Genomic DNA, 16,184 nt, shown 5'->3' on the forward strand with positions numbered 1-16,184 from the left:
CGTTACGTATGGACTACGCAGACCGGTCTCCTAGGGAACCGGAAGCCCTTTCGTCCGGGTCGGGATCGGGTTTCGATCCCTCGGCGAAAGGAGGAGCCCATGCCCCAGCCGGTCATTCCGCTGCCGCGCTACACCTGGGGCGACGTGGAGACGGTGTTCGACGACCTGGCGCTGACACGAGCGCAGAAGGACGCGGTGGAGTATCTGCTGGACGAGACGCGGAGACACAGCCGCAACCTCTCGCCGCTCGATCTGCTTCGCGAGATCATCTGCATCGCATTCGTGCTGGGACCCGACAGCGACCGCCCTCCGAACGCGCCGCGCTTACGCCGGTCCTGAACCGGACGCTCGGCCGGTTGATCGTCACGGCCCTGGGAGCGGTCCTGCTCGGCGTCTGCCTCGTCGGCGCGCTCGCGGTCGCCCTCTCGCTCGGCCACCAGACCCAAGCCATCGACGCCGCCCTGCTGGCCCAGCGCTGACGGGCCCAGCGGCGCCCCATCCCTCTCTGACAAAGGACTTGCGCCGCCAGCGCGAGACGGACGCCCCATGCAACGACGCGACATCGCCCAATCCCTCGCCGACGCCCTGTTCGAGACCGAGGCGGCGCTTGATACGACCCTGGAAAAGGCCGCGCTGCTGATCGCGCAGGCTTCAGCGATCCGGCGCACCCATGGCTTCTCGGCCGTTCTCGGCCATGAGGCGGTCGCAGCCGCGACACGGACCGTCGAGGCCCTGGGCCAGGCCCGCGGCCATGCGATGACGATGCACGCGGCGCTGGCCGACGCCGCGCCGCACATCGGCGTCAGGCCAACGACGCTGCAGGGGACAGGCCTGGAAAAGCCTGACGCCGCCCAGATTCGCCCGACCGCCTCCATCGCACGCCCCCGCCTGGTCGCCGATGCTTGACATCGCGCCGCCGGCGCCGCGTCAATCGGCGTGGGATGGCGCTCGCGGTCGAACAATGGATGGGGGCGGCGGGCTTCTGGCTGACCCTCGCGGTGACGGGATTCGCGCTGTGGAAGGGCGGCCGGCCCGAACAGGCCGCCGTCATCGGCAATCTCCTCGCGGTGCTGATCTCGCCCCGGTTGCAGCCGCCGCCGAACGCCGCGCCGCCCTTCTGGGCCGTGGCCGCGGTCGATACGGCCGTGCTCCTGCTGCTGATCGTGCTGTTGATCCGCACGGGCGGTCGGCGGCGGTGGCTGTTCGCGGCGGGCGGGGTCCAGCTCCTGACCGTGCTGGTGCATGTCGGCGCCGCTCTGGACGTTTCCCTCCTGCCGCGCGGCTACATCGCAGCGCTGGAGACGCCCTATTTCGTGCTGCTCATCGTCTTCACGGCGGGCGTGATCGAGGCCTGGCGAAAAGGCGCGACGCAGCCCCTCTGCTTCAGAGGACCGTAGGATCGAGGCCACCCGCGCCTTTCAGTCGGCGCGGTCCGCGGGATCGGCCAATCCCTCGAGAATCATCGAGGCTCTGCGCCTTATTGCGGTTACGACCTCGTTCAGTCCGGCCCCGCCGGCAGCCATCGCCGTAACGTCCGCTTGAGCGGACGGGAGTTCCGCCAGCACCCGTGTCGCCAAGGCGTTAATGCGCCGCAGCATCGGCGCGGCGCCGAAGCCTGCCGCTTGCAGGAATCGCGTCCAGTGTCGGCGCCTGAGGTGATCGCCTCGGGTCTTACCGTCGATCGATTGCGCCAAATTCGGCGTGATCCCGTCGAATACGGAAGCGCACATGACGTCGTAGATCGGCGCTGATGTCGGACGACCATTCGTCACCATGAGCGAATAGTTCTTGGCGTGTGCGTCAGTATTGCATGCAAGGATGTTGAACACGATGGCGTCAAGGAGCGCGAGCACATCAGGCGCCAATGCATGTTTCCTGACGACCATCAGCATGTCGGCGGCGGAAGGTCCCTTCGGCCCGGTCCGGTTCCGCTCATATTTGGCGCTTGGCGGCAGGCCGAGCGCCTGACAGAAATCTTCCTGGTGGAGGCGCCTCCATTCGTCGCCGATCGCGCGCCTGTCGTAGCGCTCGATCAGGAGATAGGATCGTCCTCCGGCGCGTCCCGTGGTCACGGAAGGAACACGCAATCCGCAACGTCGCGCCAGGGTCAGGCAGAAGGCCTCGTTGGGTACGCTTCCGAGCAAACGATCGCTGTCGGGCTTGAGAATGTGGGTCGAGGGCGCGCCGTCTACCGGAATGTAGAGTCGGCCCTGCTCGTCGCGCCCGACGGCGATCTTGGACTGCACGCCCGCCAACGACATGGAGACCCCGTCGTCTCCTGCTAGAAACGGCTTCCTCGGCAGTTCGTCGATGATCCGCTCGAGGTCCTGATCGCGCGCGATGGGCGCCCAGCCGGACCGGGTGCGGCCGCCGGGCGCACCGAAAGACAAGGCGCCTGCGGTGTCGCGTCCGATTCGTTCCAAAAGACCGATCGTGTCGCCAGGCGACACGCCAAGGCTGCGCCCCACCATGACGAGCTGGTCAGCCTCCGGAAGCAGGTTCGCGGCCCAGGTGAGAAAGACGCTCGGCTCGACCTCCCGCTCGGCCAAGGGCATGGTGACGGACAACGGGAAGGCCCCGCGTCGTCCGCGCCAAGTTTGCGAATAGACAAAGCCGCCGTCGTCCTCGACGTGCCCGACCTCCTCGTTTTCATTATAGATGGTCAGCACGTCTACTGCTCCGGCGCGGGGTCACGGCGACGCGCCTCGTCCTCTTCCAGAAGGTCGATCAGATCGAGGCCGAGCGACGCGGCGACGGCCAGCGACCGCCCGAGCTGGCAACTCGGCTTTCCGGTTTCGAGGTCATGAATGAAGCGCACGCCGACGCCGGCAGCCCCTGCGAGATCTTCCATTCGCAGACCGACAGCCTCGCGGCGCGCTCGGATCAGAGCGCCGAGCCTACGGGCGTAGTCGTGAGCCTGTTCCTCAATCACCGTGAAACTCCTTTCCCGATCGGGAATCTCATAGGCGATTTCTTCATTTACCGCCACCCACATTCCCGATCGGGAAGGCAAACCCGTCAAACCGCCCGGTAGCCTAGCAGAATTCCCGATCGGGAAAGCGAGTATCAATGGAGACCGGAAGAATCGTGAAGCCGGGCAAGCCCCCTGCCCTGTAGCTTGGGCGCGCCGCCGTCGCCGAGTCCGCGTCCAGCGGACCGCAAGGCGAACGCGGCAGGAAAGGACGGCATGTCGACCCTGACGGTGATCCTTGCGCTCACGCGGCTGACGTTCGATCGCCGGCTGGAAGCGCGCGGCGACGCCGTCGCGGGAATAGCGATCGACCTGGCCGGCATCGGTCTGGGCGTCCTCGGTCCCTATCTGCTCAAGCTGCTGGTCGACCGGCTTTCAACCGGCCCCATTGATCCCTGGTCGCTCGCGCCGCTGGTCGCGGCCTTCGTTCTCGCTTGGTCCGGGACCGCGCCGCTGTCCGCGGCCCGCTACATCTTCACGACGCGCCAGCTCGGAGCGCTGTCGCGCCACCTGATCGAGCGCGCGACCGCGCAGCGGCTGCCGCAGATCGCGCGGCGGCGCGACGCCGACAGCGGGGAGATGTTGGGCGCGCTGGAACGCCTGCCGTTCAGCCTACAGATCGTCGTCGACGGGCTGATCAGCCGCGCCGCCTCGCTGATCATCCAGGTGGTCGCCTCGCTCGTCGTGGTCGCGACGCTGGTCCCACCGCTCTATGTCGCCCTGCTGGCGACGGTGCTGCTCGGCTATTTCCTCGCCTCACGCCTGACCGCGAAGCGCTTCCAGGCTCAGGCGCAGGCGACCAATCGATCCGCCGCCTCCGTGTCGCAGTTGCTGGGCGACATCCTCAGAAACGCACGTCGGGTGGTCTTCAACGGCAATCTCGATGGCGAGGTGGAGCGCGTCGCTGTCCTCGGCCGCGCGCGCCAGACCGAGGCTTCGCGCCTGGCGCTTCTGCTGTTCGGAACGGCGCTGGGACAGTATGTGGTGGTCGGGGCGGGCCTGGTGGCGATCCTCGTCCTCGGGGGTATGGATGTCGGACGCGGGCGATTGACGGTCGGCGATTTCGTATTGCTCCAGGCCTACGCCTTCCGACTCGCCCTGCCGCTGGGCGGGCTGGGATTCATCATCCGTCAGGCCGGCGTTGCGATCGAGAATATCGCCGAAGTGCTCGACCTCGCGATGGCGCGCGATCCCGCAGTCGAGAACCGAACAACGGCAATCTCCCCTGCCCCGCGCGCCGCAGCGATCCGGCTCGACGGCCTCTTCTACGCCTATGGCGATACTCCGGTTCTCACCGACGCGAACGCCGCCATTGCTCCGGGGAGTTTCGTGGTGATCGCGGGACCGAACGGCGCGGGCAAGTCGACGCTCGCCCGGCTGATGGCGGGCCTTCTCGATCCGTCGCGGGGCCGCGTTCTGATCGACGGCGCCGACATGGCGGCAGAGCCCATTGATGAGCGGCATCGGCGCGTTCTCTACGTTCCGCAGTTCGTGGGGCTGTTCAACCGGAGCCTGCGCGAAAACGCCCTGTATCCGCCGACCCGGCAGAGCGAGGCGGAACTGGCGGCGCTGCTCGCCGGGTGGGGTTTCTACGAGAGCGGCCGCGCGGTCGACTTCGACCAGGCCGTCGGCGAACAGGGCGAGCGGCTGTCAGGCGGACAGATCCAGAAGCTCGAGCTCGCGCGCCTGCTCGGGGTGTCCGTCCCTGCGGTCATTCTCGACGAGACGACGTCGTCTCTTGACGCCCCAAGCGAGAAGCGCGCCATCAAAGCGCTGCGTGAAAGTCATTGCGGCCGGACAACGCTCATCCTCATCACCCACCGACCCGGTCTCCTCGACGATGCGGACCAGATCCTGTTCCTGCGCCGCGGTCGATTGACCGCAGGAGGGCATGCTCATCTGCTCGCTGCCACGAGCGACTACCGCACCTTCTGGTCCGAGGCCCGCCGTGAAGCAAAAACATCCTGAGCATCGATCAATACGCCCGTTCATGCGGCCGTGGGAGACGTCCTTTCAATCCCGATGTGGCCGCGGCATCCGGGGCTTGGCGCGCATGATTCCGCCGCGCCTCAAAGCGACCGGCTCGCTGCCGGTCAGCCAAGCACCGTCCACGCGCAAGCCTTCTTCAGGCCTCGATAGGGACACAATGTCGCAACCCTAGGTCGTAAAACTCCCTACCCATCCCTTGACAACGTTCGCCGCTGAAAATGAATAATAAGTAGCTCAATAGGCGAGCATAATCATCGGGAGGCTGATAATGCGAACACTGACAATGGATGAATGTGAATACATCCATGGCGGAAGTGGAGGCGAACCGGCAACGCGGGTGGACGATATAGTTGTCACCGCGCAACGCAAAGTAGATGGCGGAAATCAGAACGTCTTTTTCGGTTCTTATACGACCGGCGCCTTTTACGGTGAAGTCGGCGTGGGAGGCCGCGACGTCTATGTCGGCGGCGGCGTCGGGGTCGGGCGCGGCTTGGGCGTGAGCATGGAGCAGCAGGAAGACGTCTCAACAGGCGTAAACGTCACTCCGACCAGCGCTGGCTTCCGGACCGGAATCGGGGAGTCCTACCAATTTCTCCGTGATGGCGCCCGAGACATGCTCAATGACTTCGTAAGGGACAGGGGGCTGGATCAAATCCCGTCCTTGCAGAATATCCAGCGATGAGATTGTCGTTAGGGCTGGATTGGCCAGCGTTCCTATTTGGCCCGTGTCTGGCCCTAGCGATCTCCGCTCTGGCGGGGTGCGCCCGATCGACGGAAGTTGAAGAGCCGCCCCGTTGCGCCCCCGGCGCAAGAAAGATCGACGGCGGGACGATCGAGGTTTGCGGGCAATTGACGCCCGATGTGATCGACGGGGCGATCGCTCTGATCGACGACGACACCAGGTCGATCCGGGTTTCCAGTCCGGGCGGCTCAGGTGTCGATGCGATCCGGCTCTCGGAGCAGATGATCGCCCGCAACCTACGTCTGGACGTCGTCGATATTTGCGCGTCAGCCTGCGCTCACTTTCTCTTTCTTCCCGCGCCTGCCGTATCTGTGGAGGACCAGTCAGTCGTGCTCCTTCACCACACCGACTTCGCTCTCGTGAGCGCGGCTGAAGCGTCAGGACTGAAGGCCACCGCAGAAACGCAGCGGCGCGCGGAACGGCAACGCGCCTTCTTTGTCGCGCGCGGGCTGCCGATCGCCCTGCTGACCGATGCTTTTGTCCGTACGGAACCGGTTTGCATCGGACAAACGCCCGACCAACGGCTGTTCGCGATGACTCGGTTGCGAACGCATATGCCGACCGTGGACATGGTGAACAACATCCGCGCCGCCGCCGTCGATGGCTACTGGCCCAAAAATGCAGCCGAGGCGGGTCCGATCGTGGAGACGTTCGCTCCCGAAGCCGTGCCTCTCGTTTATGGCGGTGAGGGCCTCATCGGCGTCGAGAGTCTTCCGAGCCTGCCGATATGCGACGAAACACACGGCGCCGGATCGAGGATGGGCGGATGAACGCCCTGAATGTGGTGCGCGAACTATCAGCCATCGTGGTCCTGGGCGTGATCGCCTTCGTCGTCTGGAAGGTGGTGCGGCGAGCGATGGGGACCCGGTTCGGTCATCCGGATGTGCCGACAGGAACCCTGTGGTGGGAATACGAGCGCCGCTTCTTTCCGCGCAAATCCGAGGAGCAAGCGCCGTCGCTCGACATGGACGCAGCCGATCAAATGGATCGAGGCGGCGATCAATGCTCGCGCTCAGAGAGCGGCGAACGGTCACAACAGAAAAAATAACACGGGTCCTCGACAGGACGCGCCGTCGGGCCTTCAATGACCGTCGCAATGGGGCGCAAGCGGTTCTCACCGGTTCAGTGCAGAAGGGACGGCGTTGCAGCATCCGTTCGGTAAAACACTTGTCCTGCAATCCGAGGCGGCCGAATGCGGCCTGGCCTGCCTCGCGATGGTGGCGGCCGCTCATGGTCGCAGGGAAACGCTGCCGGAGCTGCGTCGCCGCTTTCCGATTTCGCTGGGCGGAAGCAGTCTGAAGAGCCTCGTATCGATCGCCGACGCCCTGGGATTTACGGCACGGCCGGTCCGGTGCGAGCTGGACGAGCTTGCATTGCTCGAGACGCCAACCGTCCTGCACTGGAGTCTCGATCATTTCGTCGTTCTGCGCCGGGTCGACAAGCGACATGCCTGGATCGCCGATCCCGCACGCGGAGAACGCAAGCTGCCGCTGGACGAGGTGTCAAAACACTTCACCGGCGTCGCCCTCGAACTGACGCCGTCTCCGGACTTCGAGAAGAAATCGCGCGTCGACAAGGTCCGACTGGGAGATCTGTGGAGCCGCTTGTCCGGCTTCAAGCCGTTCCTGTTGCAGGTCTTCCTCCTGACGCTGCTGCTCCAGGGCATCGGCCTCATATCGCCGCTTGCCAGCCAGCTCGTGATCGACGACGTCATCGGCCGCGCCGACCGCGACCTTCTGGTGGCGATCGTCGTCGGGTTCGGCGCACTGGCCCTGGTCTCGACCGCGGTTGAGACGTTGCGCGGCTTCATTCAACTCCACGCCGGGCAGCGCCTGTCGATCCAGTTGTCCGGCAATTTGCTCAAGCATCTTCTTCGGCTGCCCACGGACTTTTTCGAGCGTCGCCATGTGGGCGACGTCCTCTCCCGGTTCGGATCTCTAGGGCCTGCACAGTCCTTTTTGACCGGCGGCCTGGTCGGCGTGGTGCTGGACGCCGTGATGGTCCTGCCGGTGGCGATCGTCATGGTCCTCTATTCGCCCATCCTCGCCGGTCTCGTTCTGATCAATCTCGTCGTGATCTTCCTGGTCAGGATGGCGGCCTTTCCAACCGTGCGTCGTTTCGCCGACGAGCAGTTGAACCTCTCGGCCAGGACTGACAGCGTCTTTCTGGAGACCGTCCGCGCCGCCCGCGCGATCAAGATCGGCGGTCGCGAGGCCGAGCGGCACGGCCTGTGGCAGAACGCCGTCGCAGAACAACAGAACGTCGCCTTCAGACAAGGCGCCTTCGGTCTCTGGGGTGGGTCAGGTCTCGGCATCTGGCAGACCCTCCACGGTCTCGCCATGCTCTACTTCGGCGCCCTCCAGGTCCTCGACGGTCACATGACCCTGGGCATGTTTTTCGCCTTCCAGAGTTACGCTGGACAGTTTTCCAGCCGGGTCAGCAGCCTGATCGGCGCCTTTTTCACCTTCCGTATGCTGGGGCTTCACCTCGAACGCCTCTCCGATATCGTGCACGCGGAAGCGGAGCGTGGGCTCGACGGTCCTGCACAGCTCTCCAAGCCGCTTTTGGGCGGCCTGGAAGTGCGTGGCCTGCGGTTTCGCTATGGCCAGTACGACCCCTGGGTGCTGGATGGCGCGGCGTTCTCGATACGGCCCGGCGAGGCGGTCGCCTTCGTCGGCCCGTCGGGCGGCGGCAAATCGACCCTTCTCAGGCTGTTGATCGGCATCTACGAACCGACCGAAGGGGACGTGCTGATTGACGGTCACCCCATGCGGGCCTTGGGACTACGCGCTGTTCGAGACCGGCTGGGCGTCGTCATGCAGGACGACCAACTCCTGTCCGGCACCATCGCTGACAATGTCGGCTTCTTCGACGCCCATATCGATATGGACAAGGTCGAACGGGTCTGCCGCCTGGCCCATGTCCATGACGACGTCATGCGGACGCCCATGGGCTATCACAGCCTGATCGGGGACATGGGTTCGATTCTCTCCGGCGGCCAGAAACAGCGCCTCCTGCTGGCGCGCGCGCTCTACAAGGACCCCGCCATACTTTTCATGGACGAGGGCACGGCCAACCTCGATCCCGAGCTTGAACGACAGGTGATGGCCACGCTGGCGGACCTCAAGATCACGCGCATCATGGTGGCGCACCGCGAAGCGGCCATTCTCGGCGCCGATCGCGTCTTTCTGGTCGACAAGGGCGCGATCACGGAGATCACCGACGCGAACCGCGCGCGCGTGCCGGTCGCCGCCAGCCTGATGGCCGACCAATGAGCCTGTTTCGCAACGAAGCGATCGAAGCCAAACGCCTCAGGCTCTGGGGCGAAGTCCGTCTGGCCCAACCCCCGTCCCTCACGATCTGGACGGTCGTCCTGACCCTGCTCTGCGCGGTGCTGGCGACGACCCTCATTTTCGGCCGATACACCCGAAAGGAGACGGTTCCCGGCTTTCTCATCCCCGAGGCCGGCGTCGTGCAGGTACGCACCGTCCAGTCGGGCCGGATCGCTCGCGTGCTGGTCCGCGACGGCCAGGCGGTCGCCGAGGGCGCTCCCCTGATCGAGTTCACCTCGGATATCGCCAGCATCGGCCAGGGCCCCATGCTCGACGTCCAGCTTGCCGAAACCGGACATCAGGAAGCATCGCTGGAAAGTCGCCGCGCGGCTGTCGCCCAGGGATATGCGGACGATCGGCGACGACTCGCCGATCAGGTCGCCGCTCACCGCAGAAGCCGAGCGATCCTGGAAAGCCAGCGCCGCGTCCAGGTTGAAGCGCTCGCGCTGTCCGAAGCCGACGCCGAGCGTCTTTCACAACTCCAGGCGCGCGGCTATGCCCCCCGCGCCCAGGTCGACGCCCGGCGCCGCACCGTTCTGGCGGAACGCCTGGCCGTCGCCGACATCGACAGCCGTTTGTCGGAGCTCGACCGCGCCGCGGCTGATCTTCAAGGTCAGATGGCCGCTATTCCTGCAAGGGAGGCCGAGGACCTCGCCGCGATCGCTCGGGACCGATCCAGCCTGGCGCAACGGCGCGCCGAGCTTGAAGTGGCGCGCGGCCATGTCCTCAGGGCTCCGGTCGCGGGCACGATCTCGGCCGTACAGGCGCGAGTCGGCATGCTGCCGTCCGGCGAGGTTCCCCTCCTCTCCATCGCGCCCGAAGGCTCGCCCCTGGAAGCTCGGTTGCTGGTGCCGACGCGCGCTGCGGGTTTTCTAGAGGTCGGCCAGGTCGCTCGCTTGCAGGTCGAGGCCTTCCCTTTCCAGCGATTTGGATTTGTCGAAGGGCGGATCGTCGAGATCGCCAGAACCGTAACGAGACCGGGCGAGGCGGCGTTCCTGATCGAACAGACCGCTCCCGTCTACGAGGTCCGCGTCTCGCTCGAACGGGACTATGTCACCGCCTATGGCGAGCGCCGCGCGCTCCAGCCGGGAATGGGGCTACGCGCCGACATTCCGATCGACCGCCGTCGCCTCTGGCAGCAATTGTTCGATCCGCTGCTGGCGGCGGCCAAGCGAACGGGATGACGGCGCCGTTGGCGGTTGACGCCGCCCCTCCTCATCGCGCCGTGGGTGCGGTCCACACGAGCCCGGCTGGCCGGAAGATGCGTGGCTGTCCCTCCCCGATGATGCGTCGATCGGAAAAGGCGCGCATGTCGCAATCCGCGACGACGATCTTGCGATCGTTGTAGCGGTTGAAGTCCGCGGCGATGTCGGCCAGCGCCGCACCGTCGAAACTCAACATGCCGTCGCGCCAGGCCAGGGCGCGTTCGACGCGTTCGCCATCGCCGATGCTGACAAGGGTCTCCGTCGGCCGAAGGATCGCCATCTGCCCGGCCCTCAGGACCGGTAGTTCATGGGCCGGTTTCGACGCCTGCGTATCGTCGACCCGCACGCGCCCTTCCAACACCGACACCGACACATCCTGACCGGATCGCTTCACGGAGAAGCTGGTCCCCAAGACCGTCACGCGATAGCGGCCAGCGTGGACGACGAAGGGGTGCGCCGTATCGTGGGCGACCTTGAAGAAGGCCTCGCCCTCGTCGAGCCAGACCTGGCGCGTGTCGTCAGTCGCCGCCGCCCGCACGCGGGTCGCGGTGTTGAGTTCGGCGACGCTGCCGTCCGCCAGCTCGATCGCCTCGTGGCCGCCGACCGGCGTCGCATAGGTCGCTGCCGCCAGGCGCGGCGCAGGATCGTCGTCGTCCGAGCTGAACGAGAGGATTTGCAGACCGATCAGGGCCAGCGCGGTCGCGCTGGCGAAACCCAGCGGCCCCTTTTGTCGCCACCACGGCCGCGCGGCGGATGGCGTGCGTTGCGGCCCCCTCGCCGCCAGCCGATCCGCGATCTCCCAGCTTCGCGACAAACGCCAGTAGACGGCCTTGTGCGCGTAGGATTCCGCAAGCCAGGCCTGAAGCTCTGCCTCGTCGGCAGCGCCCCATTCGGGCTCATCTCTGCGACTGACGAACAGGGCTGCGCGGTTGGCGATCTCTTCGTGGTTCATTGGACCCGCCTCCGCCGAGCATCGCCGCCGTCGCCCTCGCGCCCCTCCCCGACCCGGCCGCCGAAGATGAAGTCGGCCAGCGCGCGCATGCCCTTGCTGGTCTGTTGATTGACCGCGTCGACACCGATGCCGAGTTCGGCCGACACCTCCTTCGAGGACAGGCCGTCAATTTTGCGCATCTCCACGATCTGGCGACAGCGAGGCGGGAGGGCCTCGATACCGGCTTCGACACGGCGAAGTTCCTGGCGCGCCGTCGCGATCCGCTCCGGCGTCAGTTCATCGGCCGCCGGCATGATGTCGTCGAGATCGGCGACCAGGTCGAAGGACACGACCTGCTCGCGCCGGGCGCGGCTGATCAGATGGTTGCGGGCGACCTCATAGACATATCCCGAGACATGGCCGGGCAGTCCCCGCGCCGCGCCCGACAGAACTCGCTCATAAACATCCTGAAGCAAATCCACGACCTCGGCCTCCACCCTCCAGTTCCTGCGGATGAAGGCCGTGAGCGAGCGTTCGAGAGGAAGCACCTCCTTGCAGAACCAGTCCCTCAGCACGCCGTCATCGACCATCAATCAGGGCAGGGCTCCTTTCCGATAATCCGGTCCCAATATAGAAGACGCACGACACCCAAAAACCTGAGCGCCGGTCGTGCGAATATTTTCCAGCGACTCGGACGGGCGCTTTCGCTGTGAAACTCCGCGCTGCTCGGCCGCCCTCTCCCAACAATCGCTACCGATTTGGGAAGGTCTTTCGCAAGCTATTGTTTTTACCCGCGCACATCTAGCGCGCAGAGGTTGCGCGAGGTCTTTGTAACGAGACGCCGTCGCTTGCCTCCAGATAGAATTCAACGCGTCGTCATGCCCTGACGACAGCTTGATGGAGAGAAGAAATGGAACGCATCGAACAGCATGAAGACGTCGTGATCGACTTGGGCGCGGCAAGCCTCGAGACCCAGGGGCAGTTCCTCACCGTCGATGAACCTGACGAGCTGATGGAAATCACCGGCATCTCCGAGTGACCCGGTCGGATGGCGCGCGAGATTGTTTCGCGCGCCATTCAGACGCATGACCGTGGAGGTCCCATGAGCATTGCCCTAGCTGACAACGTCACCTTCTGCAGGTGCAGCGGCCAGACAGTGTTTCTTGACGAGAACCGAGATCGCTACTTCCGGTTGCGACCGCAAGCAGAGTTCGCTTTCTCGGAATGGCTGGCGTCGCCGATGGCGATTTCAAGCGAGCTCGCCAGCTTGGTCGACACGGGAGTTCTTGTCAGAACCAATCAAACGGCGTCCGAAGTACGGCCAGTCATGGTCGAACAACCGTCGCGATCCATCGTCGAACCCCGCACAAGTCGGGGTTTCTTCAATCGCCACGTTCTGGAGGTCGCGGCGACAGTCTGGCATGTATCAAGGCGGATGAAGAGTACATCCTTCCACGACTTGCTCGAAACCTACAGGCGGCGAAGGCAACAAATTTCCGAAACTGCGCCGTCGAGGACGAACATCGTCGAGCTGGCCTCGAATTTCGATCATGCGCTTAGGTTGGTGCCTGTGGAGCCGACGTGCTTGAGGGACTCCCTCGCATTGCTCGATTTTATCCATCGCCGCGGCCTCGGAGCCGATCTGGTCCTTGGCGTGAAGCTGGATCCATTCGCCGCGCACTGCTGGGTGCAATCCGGCGATCTCCTGCTGAACGAAGCCTCGGATCATGCCGCAATGTTCACGCCGATCTGCGTTGTATGACGACATTGCGATACCTTGCCATAGTTCCCGATGGAACGGAGAACGGCAGCAAAGCAGTTGAGCGGCTCGTAACCGCAATGCGCTGAGAGACTATCTACTCAAGGGCAACTTGGCGGGTGCCGGCCTCCTCGCGACAGACGCTGTTCAGGGTTACCTCGATAGTCCCGGCGCGCCCCGGAACAGCGACTTCAACAGGCTCCTGCGCTTGGGGTGTGCGGAGGCGTGGACGCGCAGTTGGGACCGACACCTCACGACAATTCACCAAGCGCGTGACGCCCCGCTCCGGCATGCTGTGGATCTCTGAGCTGCGTCCAGCGCCGATACTGATCATCTTTACGCGGGTCGGGATCTTCATATCCCAAAAGCCAGAAGCGGAACCAATCCAGGTTTCGCTCATAGGCCGCCAGCTTGTGACGCGGCTGGATTTTGACGTGAGGCTCGTGCGGAAAAACGAACATCTCTGCCGGATAGCCAGTCGACACGAGTTGGGAGTAGTATTCCATCGTCTGCAAATACTCCTGCTCCGGCATCTGCATGAGCAGCGGCGCATTAATCCGAGTGGGAACGAACTCCGCCCATCGGTCTGGCGTCTCATAAGGCGCCGCAAGCTGCCATCCCCGCTGAAGATGATCAGAGAAATCCGGCTGAAGGGCATGAAACCAATAGTACGTTGGTGTGACGGCCGTCGATGTCACCGACGCGGCGGTCAGCAGGTTCGTATTCTCGACGATCCAGAGGACGACCTCGCTTCCAAAGCTGAGTCCGCCCATTCCGATGCGCTGGGGATCGACGATGCCCTGCTCATCGAGTTGGCCCACAATTGCGCGGATTCCGGATGCTGCCAGCGCGAAATTGCCGGTTCGCTCGCCAGCAACTGCCGGCCCCTTGTTGACGCACATCGACGCGATGCCGGACGCGGCCAAGGACGCCAGCGGCCATTCGTCCCCGACGCCACCGCGAAGATAGCCTTGGCACACATAGTAGGTGATGAAGATCGGAAGCCGTTCGTCAGATTTGGAGTTCGCCGGCAGAAACAGCTGACCTGTGAACCTGTTGCCTTCGCTGTCTGACCAAGCGAGGGATCGTGTTTCGACGGTATCCACTTCGGCAAGTGAGCGGTTCGGATCGAACAGAACGGTTCGCACGCCGGAATTCAAGTCGATGGCCTCCACTCGCGGCGGCTGCCCCGCCGAGGCAGTTACGCAAGCAGCGAAATGGGAAGAGATTGAACAGGAGGATCGGTTCGGAGTTCGATTGCCGCTCAGTAAGCCGTCGGAAGCTACGATCAGCCTCACGTCATTCTCGACGGGGTTCCAGGCGTAGAGCGACTGGGCATACCCGCTGTCCCGCACGGTGACCGAGAAGACGACCTCGCCGGTGCTTTCGCGCCAAGCTATGCTCTCAATAGTGCCCGAACGGCAGGCATCTACATCACAAGAAATATCACTGGAGCGACCTCGAACGTGCAGCCTTCGTTCCGATCCGGCGCCCGACACATATGCGGTCATTGATCCGGAAAGCGTCGTCGTTGCGAGAAGGCGGTCTGAGCTTGGATCGGCGGTGCCTCGTTCGTCGGCGAAGCTTGCGAGATCGGCGGGTGCGCCGTCATTCACTGTGCCGGAATCGAGTTCGACAACGCGCAAATGACGAGGAGCGCTGTGCAGGAGCCCCGCCCTGGCCATCCAGTTGCCGGTGTACCTCTGCGTTGCAAGCCTGCCATTTACATATGCCGATCGGAAGACATTCTGACCGACTGGCACCGTCCCGTCGATTAGAATGCCAGCGTCGTACTCCTTCTCTTCTGCCGCTGAAATCTCTCGACGAGTCGCGCCGACGGAATACAGGAGCCGTCGCCCGTCTCGGCTGAGTTGGAAAGCATCGACGTCCGCTTCGTCGCTGGTGACCTGCTCCACACGGCTTCCGTCGGCCGCAGCGCGCCAAACCTGAACCTCTCCGTTCAGCAGGGCGCGGTAATAGATCCAGATAGAGTCGGGCGACCATTGGGGCGTGTCGCCGATCGAATAGCCGGACGAGTCGCGTAGCGGCTCCCCTCCGTCACCTACCGATACCGCCCCGGTCTGCGTTCGAAGAGACGCGACATACCAGCCGGAAGTGTATGAATTGCGCTCGATTGAGGCTCGCTCGACCCGAAACGCAACACGCCCACCGTCCGGTGAGATGACCGGATTGCTGATATCCCCGATTTCGACCAGCATCGTTGGGGAAGGAATAGTCTGTGCGTTCGCGTCGCTGGCCACTACCACTGAAGCGGCGGCGAGACAGGCGAACCGATTGAAGCGCGACATTAACACCTCGAAATAGATGGGGCGAGCAGCGATCGTCTCGTGATCACGACTGCCCGCTTCCTTTGCCTAGAAGCGCTTGCGGATATTGAGCGCTACGAACCGACCAACTGCGGATGCGGTTGTGGAATCGAAATAGAGACCCTGCTGTAGACGCGACGGACTGGCGGCGTAGGGGGGGGCTCGATCGAACAGATTTATCGCCGACAAGGCGATCTGAACGCCGGAGAGAGGGCCGTCGCTCTGCTGGAACGTGTACGAGACATTTGCATCGAATGTCGTCCAAGATCCGATCCCCACGGCAGGGACCACCCCCGTATCGGTGCTGTCAGACACATGGTTGATCGTTCCCGTTGCCGAGAGCCCGCCTTTCGACCAGGTCAGTCCCGCGCGGGCTCGGAGATCAGGTACGTTCCCAATTGTGCCCGATTTGGTGGCTTCCGGGGTGCCTGGGATGGTCTGTTGGACCACCTCCGTCCAAGTCATATTCGCGAACGCAGAGACCTCCCCCAAAGGCAGCTCAAACGACTGGCGGTAGGATAGGTCGACCCCGCTAATCTTCTGGGATGTGGCGTTCGCATAATTGTTGAAGAGAATGGCGACGACATTCGACGGGTCGTAAGGAGTGGTCGTCGAGTTCCTGAAGCTTGTGCCCGCCGCGATCACGGCGGCCTGCTCCTCCGGCGTGGGATTTCGTTGGATGAACGGCGCGAATTGCGCGTCGACCAAGGCCCGCGACGATGGCGAGATCGGAACGATCACTCGATCAGTATAGTCGATGTCGAAATAGGTCGCGGAGAATGTGGCGTCGCTTGTCTGCCAGGGTCGATACTCGCCACCGAGCGTCCAGGATGTTGATTCCTCTGGCCGCAGATTGGGATTGCTGCCTGTTACCCAAAGCGCTGTTCCCCCGCCGGTCCACCCAAACGTGCTAGCATTATAGAGTGAG

At 64.0% G+C, this 16,184-nt stretch carries 18 protein-coding genes; 12 read left to right on the forward strand and 6 right to left on the reverse strand.

Going from position 1 to position 16,184, the window contains the following annotated elements:
- Positions 1-99: 99 nt before the first annotated feature.
- The 4 genes from BDIM_RS08515 (at position 100) to BDIM_RS08530 (ending at position 1,397) form a co-directional block, all read left to right on the forward strand.
- Positions 100-339 (forward strand): hypothetical protein, encoded by a 240-nt coding sequence (locus tag BDIM_RS08515; protein WP_003165171.1) that lies wholly within the window; start codon positions 100-102, stop codon positions 337-339.
- A gap of 17 nt (positions 340-356) precedes the next feature.
- Positions 357-479 (forward strand): hypothetical protein, encoded by a 123-nt coding sequence (locus tag BDIM_RS18580; RefSeq protein WP_003165172.1) that lies wholly within the window; start codon positions 357-359, stop codon positions 477-479.
- A gap of 67 nt (positions 480-546) precedes the next feature.
- The gene (locus tag BDIM_RS08525; protein WP_003165173.1) at positions 547-906 is read left to right on the forward strand and encodes a hypothetical protein; all 360 of its coding nucleotides are present in this window, start codon (positions 547-549) and stop codon (positions 904-906) included.
- Between the two features lie 35 nt (positions 907-941).
- Positions 942-1,397 (forward strand): hypothetical protein, encoded by a 456-nt coding sequence (locus BDIM_RS08530; RefSeq protein ID WP_003165174.1) that lies wholly within the window; start codon positions 942-944, stop codon positions 1,395-1,397.
- Positions 1,398-1,418: 21 nt separating this feature from the next.
- Here the strand turns inward: BDIM_RS08530 and BDIM_RS08535 are convergent, their stop codons facing one another.
- Positions 1,419-2,669, reverse strand: coding sequence for a type II toxin-antitoxin system HipA family toxin (locus tag BDIM_RS08535; protein ID WP_003165175.1), 1,251 nt, complete (start codon positions 2,667-2,669; stop codon positions 1,419-1,421).
- Between the two features lie 2 nt (positions 2,670-2,671).
- Entirely contained in the window at positions 2,672-3,022 is a 351-nt protein-coding gene (locus BDIM_RS08540; protein ID WP_223850735.1) for a helix-turn-helix domain-containing protein, read from the reverse strand.
- Between the two features lie 165 nt (positions 3,023-3,187).
- On the opposite strand from BDIM_RS08540, the gene BDIM_RS08545 reads away from it, so the two are divergent.
- The 6 genes from BDIM_RS08545 (at position 3,188) to BDIM_RS08570 (ending at position 10,218) form a co-directional block, all read left to right on the forward strand.
- Complete coding sequence (locus BDIM_RS08545) at positions 3,188-4,939, forward strand: ABC transporter ATP-binding protein (protein WP_003165177.1); 1,752 nt, start codon at positions 3,188-3,190, stop codon at positions 4,937-4,939.
- 289 nt (positions 4,940-5,228) lie between these two features.
- Complete coding sequence (locus tag BDIM_RS08550) at positions 5,229-5,642, forward strand: hypothetical protein (protein ID WP_128116156.1); 414 nt, start codon at positions 5,229-5,231, stop codon at positions 5,640-5,642.
- A gap of 167 nt (positions 5,643-5,809) precedes the next feature.
- On the forward strand, positions 5,810-6,472 hold the full coding sequence (locus BDIM_RS08555; RefSeq protein ID WP_003165178.1) for a hypothetical protein: 663 nt from the start codon (positions 5,810-5,812) through the stop codon (positions 6,470-6,472).
- A complete protein-coding gene (locus BDIM_RS08560) occupies positions 6,469-6,750 on the forward strand; it encodes a hypothetical protein (protein ID WP_003169279.1) in 282 nt (93 codons plus the stop codon). The genes BDIM_RS08555 and BDIM_RS08560 overlap by 4 nt, the downstream gene beginning before the upstream one ends.
- A 94-nt stretch (positions 6,751-6,844) precedes the next feature.
- A complete protein-coding gene (locus BDIM_RS08565) occupies positions 6,845-8,977 on the forward strand; it encodes a peptidase domain-containing ABC transporter (protein ID WP_003169278.1) in 2,133 nt (710 codons plus the stop codon).
- The gene (locus BDIM_RS08570; protein ID WP_003165181.1) at positions 8,974-10,218 is read left to right on the forward strand and encodes an HlyD family secretion protein; all 1,245 of its coding nucleotides are present in this window, start codon (positions 8,974-8,976) and stop codon (positions 10,216-10,218) included. Before BDIM_RS08565 ends, BDIM_RS08570 begins: the two co-directional genes overlap by 4 nt.
- A 31-nt stretch (positions 10,219-10,249) precedes the next feature.
- Here the strand turns inward: BDIM_RS08570 and BDIM_RS08575 are convergent, their stop codons facing one another.
- Together BDIM_RS08575 and BDIM_RS08580 are read right to left on the reverse strand one after the other, a co-directional pair.
- Positions 10,250-11,191 (reverse strand): FecR family protein, encoded by a 942-nt coding sequence (locus tag BDIM_RS08575; protein ID WP_003165182.1) that lies wholly within the window; start codon positions 11,189-11,191, stop codon positions 10,250-10,252.
- Positions 11,188-11,760: an RNA polymerase sigma factor gene (locus BDIM_RS08580; RefSeq protein ID WP_003165183.1), complete on the reverse strand. Its 573-nt coding sequence runs from the start codon at positions 11,758-11,760 to the stop codon at positions 11,188-11,190. Before BDIM_RS08580 ends, BDIM_RS08575 begins: the two co-directional genes overlap by 4 nt.
- 320 nt (positions 11,761-12,080) lie before the next feature.
- On the opposite strand from BDIM_RS08580, the gene BDIM_RS17550 reads away from it, so the two are divergent.
- Both BDIM_RS17550 and BDIM_RS08585 read left to right on the forward strand, forming a co-directional pair.
- Entirely contained in the window at positions 12,081-12,209 is a 129-nt protein-coding gene (locus BDIM_RS17550) for a benenodin family lasso peptide (protein ID WP_003165184.1), read from the forward strand.
- Between the two features lie 63 nt (positions 12,210-12,272).
- Entirely contained in the window at positions 12,273-12,932 is a 660-nt protein-coding gene (locus tag BDIM_RS08585) for a lasso peptide biosynthesis B2 protein (RefSeq protein ID WP_040345549.1), read from the forward strand.
- Between the two features lie 248 nt (positions 12,933-13,180).
- Here BDIM_RS08585 and BDIM_RS17210 read toward each other — a convergent pair whose 3' ends face one another.
- Both BDIM_RS17210 and BDIM_RS08595 read right to left on the reverse strand, forming a co-directional pair.
- Positions 13,181-15,238: an Atxe2 family lasso peptide isopeptidase gene (locus BDIM_RS17210; protein WP_003165187.1), complete on the reverse strand. Its 2,058-nt coding sequence runs from the start codon at positions 15,236-15,238 to the stop codon at positions 13,181-13,183.
- Between the two features lie 66 nt (positions 15,239-15,304).
- The coding region (locus tag BDIM_RS08595) for a TonB-dependent receptor domain-containing protein (RefSeq protein WP_155818689.1) at positions 15,305-16,184 on the reverse strand (880 nt) is incomplete at its 5' end.

The organism is Brevundimonas diminuta ATCC 11568 (assembly GCF_000204035.1).
GTDB classification, from domain to species: domain Bacteria; phylum Pseudomonadota; class Alphaproteobacteria; order Caulobacterales; family Caulobacteraceae; genus Brevundimonas; species Brevundimonas diminuta.

What these genes read in the sequence shown, in the direction of transcription:
- BDIM_RS08515 (WP_003165171.1), top strand. Translation starts at nt 100, where the DNA reads ATGCCCCAGCCGGTCATTCCGCTGCCGCGCTACACCTGGGGCGACGTG.
- BDIM_RS08525 (WP_003165173.1), top strand. Translation starts at nt 547, where the DNA reads ATGCAACGACGCGACATCGCCCAATCCCTCGCCGACGCCCTGTTCGAG.
- BDIM_RS08530 (WP_003165174.1), top strand. Translation starts at nt 942, where the DNA reads ATGGCGCTCGCGGTCGAACAATGGATGGGGGCGGCGGGCTTCTGGCTG.
- BDIM_RS08545 (WP_003165177.1), top strand. Translation starts at nt 3,188, where the DNA reads ATGTCGACCCTGACGGTGATCCTTGCGCTCACGCGGCTGACGTTCGAT.
- BDIM_RS08550 (WP_128116156.1), top strand. Translation starts at nt 5,229, where the DNA reads ATGCGAACACTGACAATGGATGAATGTGAATACATCCATGGCGGAAGT.
- BDIM_RS08560 (WP_003169279.1), top strand. Translation starts at nt 6,469, where the DNA reads ATGAACGCCCTGAATGTGGTGCGCGAACTATCAGCCATCGTGGTCCTG.
- BDIM_RS08570 (WP_003165181.1), top strand. Translation starts at nt 8,974, where the DNA reads ATGAGCCTGTTTCGCAACGAAGCGATCGAAGCCAAACGCCTCAGGCTC.
- BDIM_RS08575 (WP_003165182.1), bottom strand. Translation starts at nt 11,191, where the DNA reads ATGAACCACGAAGAGATCGCCAACCGCGCAGCCCTGTTCGTCAGTCGC.
- BDIM_RS08580 (WP_003165183.1), bottom strand. Translation starts at nt 11,760, where the DNA reads ATGGTCGATGACGGCGTGCTGAGGGACTGGTTCTGCAAGGAGGTGCTT.
- BDIM_RS17550 (WP_003165184.1), top strand. Translation starts at nt 12,081, where the DNA reads ATGGAACGCATCGAACAGCATGAAGACGTCGTGATCGACTTGGGCGCG.
- BDIM_RS08585 (WP_040345549.1), top strand. Translation starts at nt 12,273, where the DNA reads ATGAGCATTGCCCTAGCTGACAACGTCACCTTCTGCAGGTGCAGCGGC.
- BDIM_RS17210 (WP_003165187.1), bottom strand. Translation starts at nt 15,238, where the DNA reads ATGTCGCGCTTCAATCGGTTCGCCTGTCTCGCCGCCGCTTCAGTGGTA.